Source organism: Arthrobacter humicola (assembly GCF_022803015.1).
Lineage (GTDB): Bacteria > Actinomycetota > Actinomycetes > Actinomycetales > Micrococcaceae > Arthrobacter > Arthrobacter humicola_A.
The window spans coordinates 62,106-78,752 of record NZ_JAFKON010000008.1 but is presented as its reverse complement, the minus strand read 5'-3'; the positions used below and the strand labels follow the sequence as shown (position 1 = coordinate 78,752).

Sequence of the window (16,647 nt, the reverse complement as noted above, 5' to 3'; positions counted from 1 at the left end):
CTTCGCTCTGCTTTGGCCTGTGAGTCGCAGCGCTAAATGGCCGCGTTTTCACAGCGCTATTTGTGGCCTTTGCTGCACGTAAGCCGATCCCCCACCGCGACAGGATGCTTGCAGGCATCCCGCTGATCTAGCGGAATGACAGCGCTAGGCCGAGCATGGCGATGGCGAGTATTGGGAACAACCAGTTAGTTATCTGAACGATTGCCCGCGCGCCTCTTCCGGTGATGTCCGTCGTCCCGGAGAGCGGATCGGTGATGTCGTTGTCGTCCTCGGAGTGGGCTGACCGGATGGTGTTCATGGTTGAAAGTGCCACCATCACGAGAGCGCTGCCTATGAGCCAGGGCAGCGGGTCGATCGCCAGCCATGCTTCGGCCCGGCTCGAAGGGGTCGCGAAGGCTGAGAGGAGACCTGACAGGACGCAAATAGCGGTGATTCCGATACAGACCCAGATGCGCCGTATGAAGGCGTCGAGGTAGAGCGGCAGGAAGGCCAGGAAAACGACTGGTGTAGCGAGGAGGGCTAGCTGCGCCGGTGAAACCAGCAGCGGTTCCGACCGTGTCCAGGACACCATTGCCTGATTGAAGAGCAGGAAGGCCAGGAGTCCGAGCAGTGACGGCCAGAGTGCTTTTCGCACCCAGTCGTGCTTCGGCTCGGACGGGAGTTCAAGCGCGGCAGCGTAGTCTCGGGCTGGCCCGAACGCTTCCTCGGCCCGTTGGCCGGTGTCGCCGAGGAGCTCCCTTGTGCTTGCGATGGTGTCTCCGATGGCGCTCCCGTGCACCTGGCGTAGACGTAGCTCCATGACGAGCTGGTCGAACCATTTCTTATCGTTGGTCTGCTGCGTCATGCGGGGATCTCCTTCGTGAGCCGCTCGGGGTCGAGGTAATGGGTGCTGGTGACGGCGAAGCGGAGCCAGTCAGCGCTCAGGCGGGTGAGTTCGGCGCGGCCCTGATCTGTCAGCGCGAAATACTTGCGGCCGGGACCGCCGTCGCCGGCCCGCCATTCCGTGGTTACCAGGCCGGCAGTCTCGTATCGGGTGAGGAGTGGGTACAGGGTCCCGCCCTTTATGGTGCCGAACCCATGGTGCTCTAGTTCGCTGATGATCGCGTATCCATAAGAGGGCCCGGCGGATAGTGCACGGAGCGCAAGGAAGCCAAGCGTGGCCCGGAGCCAATCACTTGGCCAGTCCGCGCTTCCTGTGGGTTGCGGATCAGAGGCAGGAACATTCATGACTAGATCTTCTATCTAAGTAGTTAGCCTGTCAAGACCACTTTCAGCTGGGCGTGGATGGGCACCGGGTGCGACACCAGCACATGCCCGTAAGCCGGTCCCCCACCGCGACACCCTCGACCCGCTCCCCCGCCGTGAAAATCCCATACAGATGCTGGGATCCAGGATTCGCGTATACCCCGCCCGCAAAACTGTCCCGCTTAGGTGACTCAACAGCTGCAGTTGCACCCACAACTGCGCACATCCTCGGCTACGGCCGGGCGTCCACCAATGACCAGGATCTGACCGCGCAGCGCCACGGCCTAGCCGCCCTTGGCGTCCCCGTTGAGCGGATCTACGTCGACCACGGACTGACCGGCAGAAACAAGGAACGGCCCGGACTCGGCGAAACCGTGACTTTCGGCGCTATTTGGCGTCGTTTTGTGATCGCTAAATGGCGCCCAGAGCACGGCGCGAGGGCCTGGCCTAATCCCTCCGTCTCGTATCCCTGGGGTTTTGAGGCACAAAGGTTTCGATACACCGAATCGGGTTAAGAGAACGAGTCGGCTCAGAGGGAACGTCTAGTGGAAACTTCTCGCCTAAGGGCAGCAGCGCGCGTGGACCTAATCCCCGCCCTGATTCCCGGCACGATCCTGGAGGACTGACCGCCGGTACGTGCTTGGCGTGAATCCCAGGGTCTTTTGGAAGTCGTTCGTCATATGGGCATGGTCGGTGTAGCCGAATTCGGCAGCTATCCCCGCGAGGTCTGCAGCCTGGTCGGTCCGTGACCGATCAGCGGCCTCCTGCAGGCGGCGCCGTCGAATGAGCGCGGACGGGCTCAGGCCGATGTACTTCCCCGCCACCCGTTGAAGGGTTCTCGGCGACACAAACAGACGCGCCGCAACGTCCTCAATGCGGAGCACGTCGCTGCACGTTCCGATAATGTCCATCATCGCGTTGGCAAGAATGCCCTCCTCTGACACCTCCGGACGCTGCGCTACCAGCCAACCAGCGAAAGCCTCCACAGCGTGTTGCCGACGCTCCTGTGGATCGGGTCCGCCCATGGGCTCCGACACTGAGGCATGCAGATCCGCAAGCGGCAGTGGCAGCTGGGAATCCCGCAGGCTCCCTGGATCGTGCGTGAAACGCGGAACCAGCGCGGGACGCAGGAGAGCCCCCACCGCCCAGCCCCGGCCTGTGAGGTCGCGATGTGATCCACGTGTTGTCGGGCCTGCGAACTCAACACGATCCTTCTGGACAACAAGGTTGGATGCAGGGAATGCGATCAGATGCTGGCGTGACGTGTGCCCCGGCTCAATGTCCCATTCGGGGATCCAAAACCACTGCACCAGGTCCGACACGGACTCCGGCGCGGGCACACGGTGAAACGTGGGAAGCCGGGCAGGGTAGAGGATTCCCTTGAACGAAACCACCATGGGCGGATACTCCTTATCCAGGCTGTCGCAATTCACCAAGCCGCTGGGCGGACGCGTGCGTACCGTGAGATCTATGAGTGATACTACAAGCCCCGAACTGACCGCAGCCGCCGACGGCAAGCACACAACATCCGGCATCCCGCACGGCTTCACGAGCCTCACGCCATTCCTTGCGATTCCCTCGGCGAAGGAGGCGATCACGTTCTACCAGGACGTTTTCGGCGCCCGCACCGTCAATGCGACCGAGATCGGCGGAATGGTGGTCCACGCCGAGCTGGACTTCGGTCAGGGACGGCTCCAAATCGGTGAGCCCAACCCGGACTACCACCTCGTCCCGGCGCCGAACGGCGAGGATGATTGCTACTCCGTCGGCTTCTACTGCGCGGATGCGGACGCCCTCGTCGCGCGCGCCGAGCGGGCAGGAGCTACCATCCGGGAGCCGCTGTCCACCTTTGTGTCAGGAGACCGATTCGCCAGCATCCGCGACCCCTACGGTGTGCGCTGGTCCATCATGACTCGGGTCGAGGACCTCTCCGAAGAGGAAAGCACACAGCGCGTTGCCGACTGGGCCGCCAAGCAAAGCTGAACCGGCGCATCCCAGCCCACAACTTTCATCACGATCGGTGTCACAACAAAGACTTTCGCTACGGCTCACAGGGGCTGACAGAGGCTGCAACTATGCTCTCCAGCATGCACTCTTTCACCCGCCGCGGACTGCGGTCACACCGCTTTCCGGAAGTAACCCGCCAGGACATCGCTGCCTTCCTCGCTCTGGACGAGAACAAACAATTCGAAGACTTGCGCACTCTCCGCACCCGTGCAGCGCACCTGAGCGGCGGCAGCCTGGGCGCCTACACCGCGCTTTACGTTGGCGTCATCCTGGTTGCCCTCCCATTGCTCGGCCCGGCAACAGCATCATGGGTAGGACCTTTCGCCTCATCTCTGTGCATAGCCCTGATAATCCTTCTCGCCGGCTGCTGGATCGCCTACTCGTTCATCCAGGACCAGCACGACATGGCACGCGCGGCCACCCGTCTTGCGTTCTACGAAGAAGCCCTCAAAACCCAAATATGAAAATCACCCCCTGAGAACCAGGGCTAATGCCCGAAACCGCAAACTCTTCGCGAGATTCAACTGGACCTCAAGCTGTAGCTGCTGGGCCTAGAGGAGGTACCGGTAAACCGTGGCGCGGGAGACTCCGAGCATCTTGCCGATGTCGGAGGCACTGACCCCTTTGCCCTTGAGTTGTCTGACCCGGGCAGCGGCCGCGTCATCGACTTTGCGGGGCCTTCCGCCGTGGCGGTTGTTGGCCGCGGCCGCTGCGAGGCCGGCTCTTGTGCGTTCGATCATCGTGTCACGCTCCAGTTGCGCGAACGCGGCCATGATCGTCAGCATTGCGGTGCCCATGGGCCCGGTAGTGTCGAGTCCTTCGGTCAGGGCCCGGAAGCCTGCTCCCCTCTCCCGGATGTTCTCGATGATGTCCAGGACGTGCCTAGTGTTGCGGCCCAGGCGGTCCAGTTTCCACAGGGTGAGTACGTCGCCGGCCTCCAGCCGGTCCAGAGCTCTGGACAGCTGAGGGCGTTCCACCGTGGAACCGCTGACGCCGTTATCGGCGAAGGTCCGGGCTGCGCCGGCGGCCTGGAGTGCAGTGAGCTGCAGATCGAGGTTCTGTTCCGCGGTGGAAACCCTCGCGTACCCGATAACGGCCACGGCCGACCCACCATTCTCTTAATCCCGATCAAATTGCCTTTATGAGGCAATCTGTTGTTGGACGGCATTCTGAGACTGTGGAAGGGCGTGTCGAACCGCCAATTCCTCGCCATTCCTCACGCCACCTCAAAAGCAATCCGAGCGTCTCAGTATTGGATCCTTTTCAAGACGGTACGGCCAGCCCGGCGGTGGCATGCATGACTGAGGACTTCGAGTGCCATTTCAGAGCTTCACTCCTGACGAGGTTCCCGAAGATTTGTTGTGTCGTCGTGCGGAAGTGCAAGTCGCCTGAGAGCTCCTGTGGCGTCACCCGGACTTCGTGGTCCCGGCACACCTCGAACATCTGGCGAGGATGTTCTGCGTCGGCTGCCGGCCATCGAGCAGAGGGGTCCGGCGTGACGTCTGACCGGCGCTGTTTTAGGGGACTGAAAGGGTGCGTGTGAGCTGCTGGGCTGAACGCTGGACCATGTGAGCGAGGGCCTCTACGTCGAGTTCGGGCAGGCGGAGTCTGGTGACGGTGGCGGTGATGGATCCAGCGATGGTGCCGTCGACGAAGTAGGGGGCACTGACGCCGAAGGCGTCGGGAATGCGCTCACCCTCGCCGGTCGCCCATCCGCGCTCCCGTATGGTTTGGAGATCGTTTTCGAGGGCTCGCCGGTCTGTTTGGGTGCGTTCGGTGAGGGGTTCGAGCGTGAGCGCGTCAAGATCACCGGGGGGACAGTGGGCGAGAATGGCTTTCCCGCCTGCGCCGGCGTAGAGGGGAATAGCCACACCTGAAGCAAGACCGTAGTGCAGAGGCCGGACGCCGTCCACCACTGTCGTCATCACGGCCTGTCTGGTGTCGGCATGGAATTGGATGAGTCCGATGGTTTCACCGGATTCCTTGGCAAGTCCGCGGAGAATGGGATGTGCGACAACAGCTGTGTCCACCGAAGGACCCAGATGGGCTGCCCAGTGAAACAGGCGGGGGCCGGGGTGCAGTGTGTCGTGGTGCTGCAGAGCCAGTCCTGTGGTCAGGGCGGTGGAGACCAGGCGGTTGGTGGTGGCTATGTTGGCTCCAATTCCGCGCGCGAGCTCGTAGCCGGTGTGCAGCCCGTCGGGTTCGGCAACCAGCGCGGTGACCAGACGGGCAAGGCGTTCCACGGCAGTGGAACCGGGAGGGTACGTGATGGGTGTCAGATTCCCCGATGCTTGATTTCCGGCACATGCGGCTTCGATGTCGCGGGCCGCTTGCCGCGCCATCGGGCCGAAGCGGGCAAGGTCCTCGTCGCCGGTGAGAAAGCGTGGACGGGTGATCGAGACGGATCCGGTCAGTCCGTGACATTGAAATGACGCTGCAGCACCCGCGGCCAGGGGAAATTGCTGCCCGACGCTGATCGTGTATCCGGCGCGGCGGTCCTCGGTGAGGAGTCGTTCCAGTTCGGCGCGCTCGGTGACGGTATCGGGAGTGTGCGCCTCCAGCTGCCGTTCACCCAGGGCGCCGATTCCCAGTCGGCCCAGGATCGAGCGGCCGGTTGCGCCGGCGTGGAGGGGCAAGACCGTCCCGGGCTCGAGCAGATACTTGATGGGTCCGGGCCGCCGCCGGCAAGCGACAACAACGGCGCTGGGTCGTGGTGCGTCGTGAACAGCGATAAGGACAGTCGCATCGGATTGTTCGCCCAGGCGTTCAATGATCGCTTCAGCGCTGCGCAGCAGCGGGTGGCGTGCGTGCAGTGCGGCACCTAGGACACGCAGCCGCGGTCCGACCTGATAGTTTCCGTTGCCGCTGACGGCCGCCAGCCCGTGTTCTTCCAGGCCGAGCAGGACACGGTTAACGGTGCTGCGGCTCGCGCCCAAGGCCAGTGCGAGTTCACGTACGCCGGTCGCATCTGGGCGGGTCACCAAGGCGTGCAGGACCTCAACAATGCGCTCGTTCCCTGCTACGCCACTCTCGCTGACCACGGTTCCACCACTCTCTTGATACTCCGGGTCCCCCTCGGGGCCGGATCTGCTTTCACCACGCTACCGTCAGCGAAGGCGGCAGCGGTGGAGGGACAGACGCATTCGTCCCCGCCATGGGCGCTTGACAGCACACCATGGCGCACATCACACTTGAAATACATATTAGGACACTGTCCCATTTTTTATAGGAGCAAAGATGCCCCAGGTTAGTCAGTCCGTTCCCCCGGTAGCGGACGCCGTTCATCTGAAAAAAGCGAAGAAGGCCACCGCTGTCGCGGCGTTCGGCACCTTCATCGAGTACTACGACTTCAGTGTCTTCGGCTATGTCGCCGCGACGCTCGCCGTGGTGTTCTTCCCCAGCGGCGATCCGGTGGCGGGCCTGCTCAATACCTTCCTGGTCTTTGGCACGGCCTTTCTGGTCCGGCCGCTGGGCGCGATCTTCTTCGGACGCATCGGGGACCGCTACGGCCGGCGTGCCAGCCTCATCGGCTCGGTCATCTTGATGAGCGCAGCTGCCGGGTTCACTGCGCTGCTGCCGACGTACGCGCAGATCGGTATCTGGGCACCGATCCTGCTGGGCCTGCTGCGGATGCTGCAGGGTATGTCCGCAGGCGGTGAGATCGGCGGCGCGGCCACCTATATCCGCGAGTGGGCCCCGGTCGAGCGCCGCAACCTCTATATCTCCTTCATTCCCAGTGTTGGTGTCCTCGGCAAGGCCGGCGCTGCGGGACTGGCCGCCCTGGCGGCCACGTTCGTGCCCGCGGCGGAGATGGAGTCGTGGGGATGGCGGATCCCGTTCCTGCTCGCGATCCCGCTGGGCATCCTCTGCCTGATCATGCGGCTCAAGATCGAGGACAGTCCTGAATTTACCCAGAGCGCGGGCAAGGGCCAGACGACCCGGACCCCCGTCGCTGAATTGTTCCGGAACCACCGCTCGCGCCTGACGAAGGTCTTCTTCATCTCCCTTGTGCAGAACATCGGCACCTACCTCGGCACCGTCTACGTGGCCGTCTACTTCAGCACCGTCCTGCACTTCTCCAAAGCCGAGGCAGCGACCATAGTCCTGATCGCCGTCACCGCCGCGGCGCTTCTTATCCCCCTCGCCGGCCAACTCGGCAGCCGCATCGGCAGCAAACGCCTGCTGACGGCCTCCTACATCGCCTACATCGCGCTCACGTTCCCCTCCTTCATGCTCATGAATGCCGGCTCGGTGTCGCTGGCGATCTTCGGACTGCTCCTCGGCATGGTGCCCTACGCCCTCTGCCAGGCCGGCACCTACGCGGCCATGCCGGAGTTCTTCCCCGTCGAGGTCCGCCACACCGGCGTCGCCTTTGGCCACAGTGTCGGGGCCGTGCTCGGCGGTGCCGGCGCCCCGTACGTGGCTACCTGGCTGATCGACAGCACGGGCAACAGCATGATCCCGGCCTACATGCTCATCGCCTTCGGCGCCCTGGGCCTGGCCGTGCTGCTCGGCACGGTACGCAAGAACACCCTGACCCCTGCCTCCCATCTCTACCGCTAGGAACACCGTGCCGACCTTTTACGTCTCTGACGAGATCCACACCGATGTGCTGGCAGAACTCAGCGCGCTGGGCCAGGTCCATCTGGGCTACGGCCCGGACGCCGTCCGCTACCAAGACGTCCGCGACGGTATTGACGCCGTCCTGCTGCGCGCCGAACTCTTCGACCGGGAAAAGATCGACAGTTCCCCCCGGCTGCGCATCATCGCCCGCCACGGAGTAGGAACGGACAACGTCGATATCGAGGCGGCCACCGACGCAGGCATCTGGGTGACCACCACTCCGGGCAGCAACAGCCGCGCCGTCGCCGAGCACGTCTTCGCCCTCCTGCTCTCCCTGGCAAGGAAGGTCCCCTACGGGGCCGCCCAAACCACTTCCGGGCAATGGGCGTCCGCCAAACCCCAGATGAACGGCTTCGAACTGCACGGCCGCACCCTCGGACTGCTCGGATTCGGCAACATCGCCCGCATGGTCGCCGGAATTGGGCAGGGATTCGGCATGCATGTCCTGGTCCACGATCCCTTCGTAGAAGAATCCGCCATCCAGGCCGCAGGTGCCTCTCCGGCGACTATCGATGAGGTTCTCGCCGGCTCTGACGTTCTCAGCCTGCACATGCCGCTGACCGAACAGACCGCCCAAATCATTGATGCCGAGGCCCTGGCACGAATGAAGCCAGGATCGGTGTTGATCAACACCTCCCGCGGCGGCCTCATTGATGAACAAGCCCTGGCCCGGGCGTTGCAGGACGGCCATCTGGGCGGGGCCGGGCTCGATGTCCTTGAAGGGGAGTCCGTGGACATGAAGGACCCCATCGCACACTCCAAGATCCAGATCGCAGGGGTGCCGAACCTGATCGTGACCCCGCATGTCGCCGGCCAAAGCGAAGAGGCCTTTGTTGCCGCCGGAAGCGGCGCGCTGCAGGCCATCCGGCAGGCCCTCGCCGGCCAGCGGCCAGCACACGCAGTGAACACCATCGCTGCCCCCGCCCACGCCTAACAGAGGGAAGAACGTCGTGCCGTCCCACCAGCCGGCGCGCATGCCCGGCCCGAACCAATCCCTAGAACCGCTTCATTGCGTGACGCAGCGGCCCAAATTCGCACCGATCGAGCTAGCGAGAGACACCATGTTTATCGACGCATCAACCAAATCACTCACCGTCAGCCCCCGTCCAACCAACGCTCCCTCAGGGCTCATCAAAAGCCTGAAGAGGTACCCCACAGCCAATGTCGGTGACGCCATGGACCGGCTCAACCTCATGGACACCGGCATCGCATCACAATGGGCCAACGCCCGGTGTGTGGGTCCGGCACTGACCGTGCTGACCCGGGAGGGCGACAACCTGGCCATTCACCGCGCCCTCGACGACGCCGAACCCGGTGACGTGCTGGTCATCAACGCCCTCGGAGGAACAACACGGGCCGTATTCGGCGATCTCCTGGCCGAAATCTGCCTCGCCAAAGGCATCGCCGGTGTCATCATCGACGGACTGACCCGCGACCGCGCGGCAATAAGGGAACTTGGCCTGCCCGTCTGGGCCCGCGGGGCCTCACCGGCAGGACCCGCCAAATACGGGCCCGGAGCCGTCTCCGTGCCGGTGGCCTGCGGCGGCACCGTCGTCAACCCCGGCGACCTCATCACAGCCGACGATGACGGGGTCGCCGTCATACCCGTCGAACGCGCCCAGGGCATCCTCACCAGGCTCGCAGACATCGACAAATTCGAGGAAGATCTCCGGGTGAGAATACGGAACTCCGCCGTACATGCAGCAGCGCCGGCCATGGCAAGCACCAACTAAGAACCCCAGCGGCGCTCATCGTCTAACCCGCCGCCATCACCACCTCCCCGACTCCCGGCCGGGATGTCATCGACAGAAACACCGGTGGCCTCTGTGGCATAAGCCCAGAGGCCACCCCCGGCCACGCCGCATCAGGTCCACTTCCGCATCGCCCACCAAGACCGAGGAAAACGAGAGATGACCAGATACCGCCATCACGAATGGGCACGCCTCATCGGCGCCCCGGTCGAAATCCAGAAACATGGTGACGTCATCCGCACAGGGATCGTCGACGACGCGATGCCCGACTCCTCCATGATCTGGATAGCATCCGACGAAAAGTCCACCAGGACACTCTTCGAAGCCGCTCAAGGCTTCCAGGTCTGGGTTGAACCCAGACAACTCGAAGGAATCTCCTCCTACCGCATGACCACTGGCGCCCTTCACGACTAAACCGCTTCGAGCCGGGAGTGCGGTCAGCAAATCGTGCACCGTCCTGCATTTTGTCAACGGCCGTCTGCATCAAACGGCAGCTACTACAGCGCTGAGGCCCACTGAAGTCGATTTCGGCGCTATCTCCAGCATCTCAAATACGATCGTATTTGAGATGCTGGAGAGACGACCGAAACCGATTGGGCTTCGACGCTGCAGTGGTTGCCGTTTGGTGCAGAGACGTTTGACGGCGGCCACGGCGGCTGAGTGGGCGATTTTCCCGCTCACCAGATCCTGATGCCAAGCGTTCCGCCACGGTCAGCAGCGCCGGATTGTGGGCATGGATCGCAGCGCCCGAATCGGAGGACATATCGTCGCCGTCCAGTCCGTCATCCCTGCGGCGCAGCCAGTACGCCCAACAATCTCCCCCGCCATGCTTGCTCTTGAAACGAATGCCCAGAGGCAAGCTCCCGTCGTCCAGCTCCTGGTCGCGGATCCACGTGGCGATAATGGTCGTCGCCGCCCGGTTCTCACCGTGGAGGACGCCGAGGGTGAGCTGAGATATGCCGAGTTCATCGCTGATCTTCTCGCCGATACCGCCCCCTAGGTGTACTGAGCCATCAGGTTGGTGACACCCGGGTGATGGGTGTGGTTCCGATGCCGGTGTGGATTCGTTCAGTGTTGTAGTGCTGGAGCCAGGGCGCAAGTGCGGATTGGCGGTCGTTGCTGCTGGTGAAGACCTGCCGGTAGGCCCATTCGGTTTGCAGGGTCCGGTTGAAGCGTTCGGCTTTGCCGTTGGTCCAGGGGCAGTGGGGCTTGATGAAGCGCTGAACTGCTCCGAGATCTGCGACTGCCTGACGGAACATTGTGGAGTTGCGGTAGGCGAAGGCGTTGTCGGTGATGACGCGTTCGATCCGTTGGATGCCGTGGCCGGCGAAGTAGCCCGCGGCGCGGGTGAGGAACCCGGCCGCGGTGGCGCCCTTCTCATCGGGAAGGACCTCGGCGTAGCCGGTGCGGGAGTGGTCATCGATCGCGACGTGGACGTAGTCGTAACCGATTCCGCGTCCCTTGACCTGCTCCGAGCGGCCGTGGGCCCGCCAGCCGCCGCCGTCCGGGATGCGTCCGAGCTTCTTGACGTCCAGATGGACCAGTTCCCCGGGCCGTGCCCGCTCGTACCGGTTCGCCGTGGTCCGGGCGGCGCGGATCGGGGCGCCGGTCAGCGGATCGCAGTCCGCCAGCCGCGGGACCCCGTGCCGGTGCAGGATCCGGGACACGGTCCGGGCCGGGACGCCGGTGAACGCGGCGATCCGCAGCGGACCGAACCGTAACGACCGCCGGGCGTCCAGGACGGCTTGCTCACGGTCGGAACTCGTCCGGGCCGGTGATGACCTCGGCCGGCTTGAGCGGTTCGGCAGCCCGGCTGCGCCCTCGGCCCGGAAACGTCTGACCCACCGGTACGCGGTCTGCCGGGACACGCCCAGCTCCGCAGCGATATGGGCGACCGGGCGGCCGGCGGCCACCCGGTCCATCAGGAGTCTTCCATGAACCGTCAACCGGGCATTAACGTGGGACACGAGGACCTCCGAGCGCCAAGTGTGTGAACTAGACAGCTCCACTTAGCCCGGAGGTCCTCCTCGTTTTCAAGCCCCACATGTCAACAACGTCCCGGCTCAGTACACCTAGGGCTGCGATGGAGTCAGGGTGCTCGACATCAACCCACCAACCTGCGTTATCCAGGCTGAGCTGGTAGGTGCTGCGCCGGTCGCGCCAGTGCCGCGGCAGGCAACCCATCTTGACCTGGTTGCCCCAGTCGTCTTTGACGCCCTTGACGCAGTCCTCCAGGGTCATCCCCATGAAGTCGGCTCCTTTTGCATCGGGTGCTTGGCGCCAAGCTTCAAGGTGTAGCCGGACAGCACCTCCGCGAAGGCGATCTCGTCATTGTCGGAAATGTAGACCGTGGAGCCGGGAGTGTCATAGCGGCTCCAGCCTGCCGGCTCATCACCGCTCAGGCGCCCGCGGATCCAAGGCACCGCGGTTGGTGGTGGTAACCCTGCGGCCGGACCGGAAGTCATCCAGGACCCAGAGCGGATCTAATGCTGCTTCGCTATTCGACTGAAGCTGAGCGTAGCCTCATGGACCGGACGTTGGGCAATCCCGAGCATGTATCGTCGGCAACGGTGGTCGAATTGTTGGAAGCCGTGAAGAACGAGATGATCCTGTCCCCTAACTCCGAGCGTGATGCGGCCCTTGCCTCGGTGACAACCATGCAACGCGAAGCGCCTTTCAGTCGTTTCCACGGCAAAATGTGGTTCCCGTTCAAGCTGCGATTGCTGTGCTAAGTGGGCTCAAATCTGATTGACATTCCCACCCCGCCGGCAGCAGGAACGCCAAGATCCCAACCGGCGTGTCGCGCCAGGCAGGTCCCCCGTTGCGCAGGCCTCCCAGCGGGCTGACCCCGTTTGGTTGCCGTACCTATTTTGCCCGGCAGGTGGCCGGAGTATCGTGGTGCGGAGCTGGCCGGGCCGGTCCCGTCCGGCCAGGCAGCAAGCAGTGCTCACAGCGCGTCCATTGGCGATCGCCTAGGAGTGGCCATGACTTCGCCCAGCGTCCCTATACCGCAGCCCCCCACGAGGCCGGTGGTCGGCAATTTGCCGGACATCGACTCCAGCAAGGGAATCCTGGGAATAGTCGAGCTGGCGGAGCGGTACGGCCCCATAGTCCGCATCCAGTTCTTCAACCGCAGTATCGTCGCCATCTCTTCCCAGCAGCTCGTCAACGAGGTGTGCGATGAGTCCCGGTTCGGCAAAGTGCTGGGCGTTGCCCTGCGGCAGGTGAGGCAGTTCGCCGGCGACGGCCTGTTCACCGCAGATACACAGGAACCCAACTGGCAAAAGGCACACCGGATCCTGATGCCGGCGTTCGGGCCCGCAGCGCTGAAGCGGATGTTCGCCGGCATGGACGACATCGTCGAGCAACTGCTGCTCAAGTGGGAGAGGCTGGGCCCCACGGCGCGGATCGACATTCCGGACAGCACCACCCGCCTGACGCTGGACACCATCGCCCTGTGCTCGTTCAACTACCGGTTCAACAGCCTCTACCGGGAGGAGATGCACCCGTTCGTCGGCGCCATGGTCCGCGCCCTGGTTGAATCCGGGGACCGGGCGCGCAGGCTCCCAGTGCAGAACAAGATCATGCTGCGCAGGCGGCACCAGCTCGAGGAAGACCATGCCCTGATGTTCGAGGTCGCCGAACAGATCATCAGCGACCGGCGGCGCAACCCCAGCCCGCCGGGCAGCGAAGACATCCTGGACACCATGCTCAGCGCGGCGGACCCGGTGACCGGTGAGCGTTTATCCGATGAAAACATCCGCTATCAGATGGTCACATTCCTGATTGCCGGGCACGAGACTACCAGCGGCTTGCTGTCCTTTACACTCTACGAACTGCTGCGCCATCCGGGCGTCCTGGCCAAGGCGCGCGCACAAGTGGACGAGGTCCTTGGCACCGAAAGCGCCAGGTTCGAGCACCTGCCCCGGCTGGGGTACCTGGACCAGATCCTTAAGGAAACGCTTCGGCTGTGGCCCACCGCCCCGGCGTTCAACGTGACTCCTTACGAGGACACGACGCTCGGCGGCCGCTACGAAGTCCCCGCGGGCCAGCCCATCATGGTCCTGATCCCGCAACTGCATCGGGACAAGGCGGCCTGGGGCGAGGACGCCGGCATCTTTGACCCGGAGCGGTTCTCCCCGGAACGGGCCGCCGAAATCCCCGCCAATGCCTGGAAGCCGTTCGGCAACGGGCAGCGCTCCTGCATCGGCCGGGGATTTGCCCTGCAGGAGGCCATGCTCTTCCTGGCCAAGCTCCTGCAGCGCTTCGAGGTCACGGCGGCGGACCCGGGCTATGAGCTGCAGATCAAACACACGCTGACCATGAAGCCTGAAGGGCTGTTCATCCACGTGCGCAGGCGGGACGTCACCATCGCGGCCGGCCCCCGGGCCGAGGTCGAACGGGCCCGGGAGGCCGAAGCCGCAGCGGCGGCCGCCGCGCCCAACGGCGTCCCGATCCGGGTGCTCTACGGTTCCAATGCAGGTACGTCCAAGGACTTCGCCCAGCGCCTCGCCAACGAGGCCGGACGGCGCGGCTACAGCCCCACCATCGGTCCGCTCGACGAGGCGGCCGGCGGGCTGCCCACGGAGGGGCTCGTCGCGATCGTGACGTCCTCCTACGAGGGGCAGCCGCCGGACAACGCCCGAAAATTCGTGGCCTGGACCGAGGGCCTGCGGCCGGGCACCCTCGCCGGGGTCCGGTACACGGTCTTCGGCAACGGCAATAAGGACTGGGCGAGGACGTACCAGGAGGTCCCCAAGGCCATCGACGCCCGGCTCGAGGCTGCTGGTGCCACGCGGATCTATGCCCGGGGCGAGGCCAACGCCCGCGGCGACTTCTTCGGCGATTTCGACGAGTGGTACGCGGGATTCTGGCCCGCGGTGGACGCCGCCCTGGGGCAGCGAACCAGCCCGCCGACAGCGCAGCCCGAGCTGGAACTGCAGTTCGTCGGGAACGTCCGGGACCCGATGCTGCGCCAGAACGGGCTGGCGCTGGGCACCGTCGTCGCGAACCGGGAACTGGTCGATCTGGCCAAGCCCGGCGCCCGGTCCAAGCGGCATGTCGAGATCGCCCTGCCCGAGGGGATGAGCTACCGGACCGGGGATTATCTGGCCGTGCTGCCCCTGAATCCCAGCGAACTCGTGCAGCGGGCCCTGGCCCGTTTCAACCTCGATTACGACTCGCACGTCCAGCTGACCATGGAACGCGGGGACACCTTCCTGCCCACGGGCGCGCCGGTGGCCGTGGGCGAACTGCTGAGCAGCTACGTGGAGCTCGCAGTCCCCGCCACCCGCACCCAGCTCGAGGACCTGGCGGATGTCGCGGCCGATCCTGCCCACCGCGCCGAACTTGAGGCCCTGGCCCAGGACCGCGGGCGGTACGCGGCCGAGGTCCTCGACAAGCGCGTTTCCCTCCTTGACCTGCTGGAGACGTATCCGTCATGCCAGCTGTCGTTCACCTCGTTCCTGCAACTGCTGACCCAGCTGACCCCCCGGCGGTACTCCATCTCCTCGTCCCCGCTCTGGAGCCCCGACCACGTGACCCTGACCTTCGCCGTCATCCAGGCTCCGGCGTGGTCCGGCCGCGGGGTCTTCGAAGGGGCCTCGTCCACCTACCTCGCCCAGGCCAGGCCCGGGTCAAGGGTCGCGGTTACTGTCCGCCCCTCGAACGCGGCCTTCCACCCGCCGCCCTCCCTGGCGGTCCCGCTCATCATGGTCTGCGCGGGGACGGGGCTAGCCCCCTTCCGCGGGTTCGTCCAGGACCGGGCGCTGCGGGCCGAGGCCGAGGAGACGACGCCGGCACCTGCCCTCCTGTTCTTCGGCTGCCGCGCCCCGGACACCGACTTCCTCTACCGCTCGGAACTCGCGTCGTGGGCGGACCAAGCCAACCTCGATCTGCGGCCGGCCTTTTCCACCGCACCCGAGGACGGCCTGAAATACGTCCAGGACAGGCTCTGGGCAGACCGGGCCGACGTCGTCGAGCTGGTCCGGCAGGGCGCCACGGTCTATGTCTGCGGCGACGGCAAGCACATGGCGCCGCAGGTAAGGGACACGTGCGCCCTCATTTACCAGGAAGCGACCGGCGCCTCCAAGGCGGATGCCGAGGCCTGGATGGATGAAGTGGAGCGCACCCACGGCAGGTACGTGGCCGACATCTTCACCTGAGGCCGGCCGGCTGCTCCCGCGGCCGGCCGGTGCCGCCTAGCGGTGGTTGAACTCCGGCTGCCGCTTCTCGGTGAAGGCGGCCATGCCTTCCTTCTGGTCCTCCGTGGCGAACAGCGAGTGGAACACGCGCCGTTCAAACAGCACGCCCTGAGCAAGCCCGGTCTCAAACGCGGCGTTCACCGCTTCCTTGGCCACCATCGCCACCGGCTTGGATTTGGACGCGATCACCTCGGCGGCCTTCAGCGCCTCCTCGACGACGTCCGCGGCGGGGACCACCCGGGACACGAGGCCCGCGCGTTCGGCCTCCTCGGCGTCCATGAAGCGGCCGGTCAGGATCATGTCCATCGCCTTGGACTTGCCCACTGCCCGGGTCAGGCGCTGCGAGCCGCCCATGCCGGGGAGCACGCCAAGGTTGATTTCCGGCTGGCCGAACTTGGCGTTGTCCCCGGCGATGATGAAGTCGCACATCATCGCCAGCTCGCAGCCGCCGCCGAGCGCAAAGCCGGACACGGCTGCCACGACGGGGATGCGGAGCCGGGTGAAGTCTTCCCAGCCGCGGAACCAGTCCGCCGCGTACATGTCCATGTAGCCCTTGGACTGCATTTCCTTGATGTCCGCGCCGGCCGCAAAGGCCTTCGCCGAACCGGTCACCACCACGGCACCGACCCCCGGGTCCGCATCCATCCCGGCGACTGCCTTCACCAGCTCGTCCATCGTGGCCTTGTTCAGGGCATTCAGGGCCTCGGGCCGGTTGAGCGTCACGAGGCCCACGCGGCCGCGGCGCTCCACCAGGATGTTTGCGTACTGTTCCGTCATGGGTGGTCCCCTTAGGTGGTGCTGGTCTGGTTCTGGTTCTG

Annotated in this window: 19 protein-coding genes; 10 read left to right on the top strand and 9 right to left on the bottom strand. The window is 64.7% G+C overall.

Annotation, left to right across the window (positions count from 1 at the left end):
• Nucleotides 1-127: 127 nt before the first annotated feature.
• Together ARTB_RS15750 and ARTB_RS15745 are read right to left on the bottom strand one after the other, a co-directional pair.
• Nucleotides 128-844, bottom strand: coding sequence for a hypothetical protein (locus ARTB_RS15750; protein ID WP_243181398.1), 717 nt, complete (start codon nucleotides 842-844; stop codon nucleotides 128-130).
• Nucleotides 841-1,227 (bottom strand): PadR family transcriptional regulator, encoded by a 387-nt coding sequence (locus ARTB_RS15745; RefSeq protein WP_243181397.1) that lies wholly within the window; start codon nucleotides 1,225-1,227, stop codon nucleotides 841-843. Before ARTB_RS15745 ends, ARTB_RS15750 begins: the two co-directional genes overlap by 4 nt.
• A gap of 83 nt (nucleotides 1,228-1,310) precedes the next feature.
• Between ARTB_RS15745 and ARTB_RS21980 the strand changes: the two genes are divergently transcribed.
• Nucleotides 1,311-1,760, top strand: a complete 450-nt coding sequence (locus tag ARTB_RS21980; protein WP_439954139.1) for a recombinase family protein — start codon at nucleotides 1,311-1,313, stop codon at nucleotides 1,758-1,760.
• Between the two features lie 69 nt (nucleotides 1,761-1,829).
• On the opposite strand, the gene ARTB_RS15735 is transcribed toward ARTB_RS21980, so the two are convergent.
• Nucleotides 1,830-2,642, bottom strand: coding sequence for a helix-turn-helix transcriptional regulator (locus tag ARTB_RS15735; RefSeq protein ID WP_243181396.1), 813 nt, complete (start codon nucleotides 2,640-2,642; stop codon nucleotides 1,830-1,832).
• 73 nt (nucleotides 2,643-2,715) lie between these two features.
• Between ARTB_RS15735 and ARTB_RS15730 the strand changes: the two genes are divergently transcribed.
• Together ARTB_RS15730 and ARTB_RS15725 are read left to right on the top strand one after the other, a co-directional pair.
• Nucleotides 2,716-3,228, top strand: a complete 513-nt coding sequence (locus tag ARTB_RS15730) for a VOC family protein (protein WP_243181395.1) — start codon at nucleotides 2,716-2,718, stop codon at nucleotides 3,226-3,228.
• Nucleotides 3,229-3,332: 104 nt separating this feature from the next.
• Complete coding sequence (locus ARTB_RS15725) at nucleotides 3,333-3,716, top strand: hypothetical protein (protein WP_243181394.1); 384 nt, start codon at nucleotides 3,333-3,335, stop codon at nucleotides 3,714-3,716.
• A gap of 87 nt (nucleotides 3,717-3,803) precedes the next feature.
• On the opposite strand, the gene ARTB_RS15720 is transcribed toward ARTB_RS15725, so the two are convergent.
• Together ARTB_RS15720 and ARTB_RS21785 are read right to left on the bottom strand one after the other, a co-directional pair.
• Entirely contained in the window at nucleotides 3,804-4,352 is a 549-nt protein-coding gene (locus ARTB_RS15720) for a recombinase family protein (protein ID WP_243181393.1), read from the bottom strand.
• A gap of 417 nt (nucleotides 4,353-4,769) precedes the next feature.
• Complete coding sequence (locus ARTB_RS21785) at nucleotides 4,770-6,293, bottom strand: IclR family transcriptional regulator (RefSeq protein WP_243181392.1); 1,524 nt, start codon at nucleotides 6,291-6,293, stop codon at nucleotides 4,770-4,772.
• A gap of 196 nt (nucleotides 6,294-6,489) precedes the next feature.
• Between ARTB_RS21785 and ARTB_RS15710 the strand changes: the two genes are divergently transcribed.
• The 5 genes from ARTB_RS15710 to ARTB_RS15690 all read left to right on the top strand — a co-directional run bounded on the left by ARTB_RS15710 (nucleotide 6,490) and on the right by ARTB_RS15690 (nucleotide 10,626).
• On the top strand, nucleotides 6,490-7,815 hold the full coding sequence (locus ARTB_RS15710; RefSeq protein WP_243181391.1) for an MFS transporter: 1,326 nt from the start codon (nucleotides 6,490-6,492) through the stop codon (nucleotides 7,813-7,815).
• 7 nt (nucleotides 7,816-7,822) lie between these two features.
• On the top strand, nucleotides 7,823-8,809 hold the full coding sequence (locus ARTB_RS15705) for a hydroxyacid dehydrogenase (protein ID WP_243181390.1): 987 nt from the start codon (nucleotides 7,823-7,825) through the stop codon (nucleotides 8,807-8,809).
• 127 nt (nucleotides 8,810-8,936) lie between these two features.
• A complete protein-coding gene (locus ARTB_RS15700) occupies nucleotides 8,937-9,608 on the top strand; it encodes an RraA family protein (protein ID WP_243181389.1) in 672 nt (223 codons plus the stop codon).
• A 177-nt stretch (nucleotides 9,609-9,785) separates the two neighbouring features.
• Nucleotides 9,786-10,040, top strand: a complete 255-nt coding sequence (locus ARTB_RS15695) for a hypothetical protein (RefSeq protein ID WP_243181388.1) — start codon at nucleotides 9,786-9,788, stop codon at nucleotides 10,038-10,040.
• Between the two features lie 412 nt (nucleotides 10,041-10,452).
• Nucleotides 10,453-10,626, top strand: coding sequence for a hypothetical protein (locus tag ARTB_RS15690; RefSeq protein WP_243181387.1), 174 nt, complete (start codon nucleotides 10,453-10,455; stop codon nucleotides 10,624-10,626).
• Nucleotides 10,627-10,639: 13 nt separating this feature from the next.
• Here ARTB_RS15690 and ARTB_RS15685 read toward each other — a convergent pair whose 3' ends face one another.
• Genes ARTB_RS15685 through ARTB_RS15675 form a run of 3 tightly spaced genes read right to left on the bottom strand, consistent with a single transcriptional unit; the run spans nucleotide 10,640 to nucleotide 12,049 of the window.
• On the bottom strand, nucleotides 10,640-11,593 hold the full coding sequence (locus tag ARTB_RS15685) for an IS481 family transposase (protein WP_243181386.1): 954 nt from the start codon (nucleotides 11,591-11,593) through the stop codon (nucleotides 10,640-10,642).
• 28 nt (nucleotides 11,594-11,621) lie between these two features.
• Entirely contained in the window at nucleotides 11,622-11,873 is a 252-nt protein-coding gene (locus tag ARTB_RS15680; protein WP_243181385.1) for a hypothetical protein, read from the bottom strand.
• Nucleotides 11,864-12,049, bottom strand: coding sequence for a hypothetical protein (locus tag ARTB_RS15675; protein ID WP_243181384.1), 186 nt, complete (start codon nucleotides 12,047-12,049; stop codon nucleotides 11,864-11,866). The genes ARTB_RS15680 and ARTB_RS15675 overlap by 10 nt, the downstream gene beginning before the upstream one ends.
• A 102-nt stretch (nucleotides 12,050-12,151) precedes the next feature.
• On the opposite strand from ARTB_RS15675, the gene ARTB_RS15670 reads away from it, so the two are divergent.
• Complete coding sequence (locus ARTB_RS15670) at nucleotides 12,152-12,358, top strand: hypothetical protein (protein ID WP_243181383.1); 207 nt, start codon at nucleotides 12,152-12,154, stop codon at nucleotides 12,356-12,358.
• 252 nt (nucleotides 12,359-12,610) lie between these two features.
• Nucleotides 12,611-15,790, top strand: coding sequence for a bifunctional cytochrome P450/NADPH--P450 reductase (locus ARTB_RS15665; protein ID WP_243181382.1), 3,180 nt, complete (start codon nucleotides 12,611-12,613; stop codon nucleotides 15,788-15,790).
• Nucleotides 15,791-15,826: 36 nt separating this feature from the next.
• On the opposite strand, the gene ARTB_RS15660 is transcribed toward ARTB_RS15665, so the two are convergent.
• Nucleotides 15,827-16,606, bottom strand: coding sequence for an enoyl-CoA hydratase (locus tag ARTB_RS15660; RefSeq protein WP_223914579.1), 780 nt, complete (start codon nucleotides 16,604-16,606; stop codon nucleotides 15,827-15,829).
• Nucleotides 16,607-16,647: the final 41 nt, after the last annotated feature.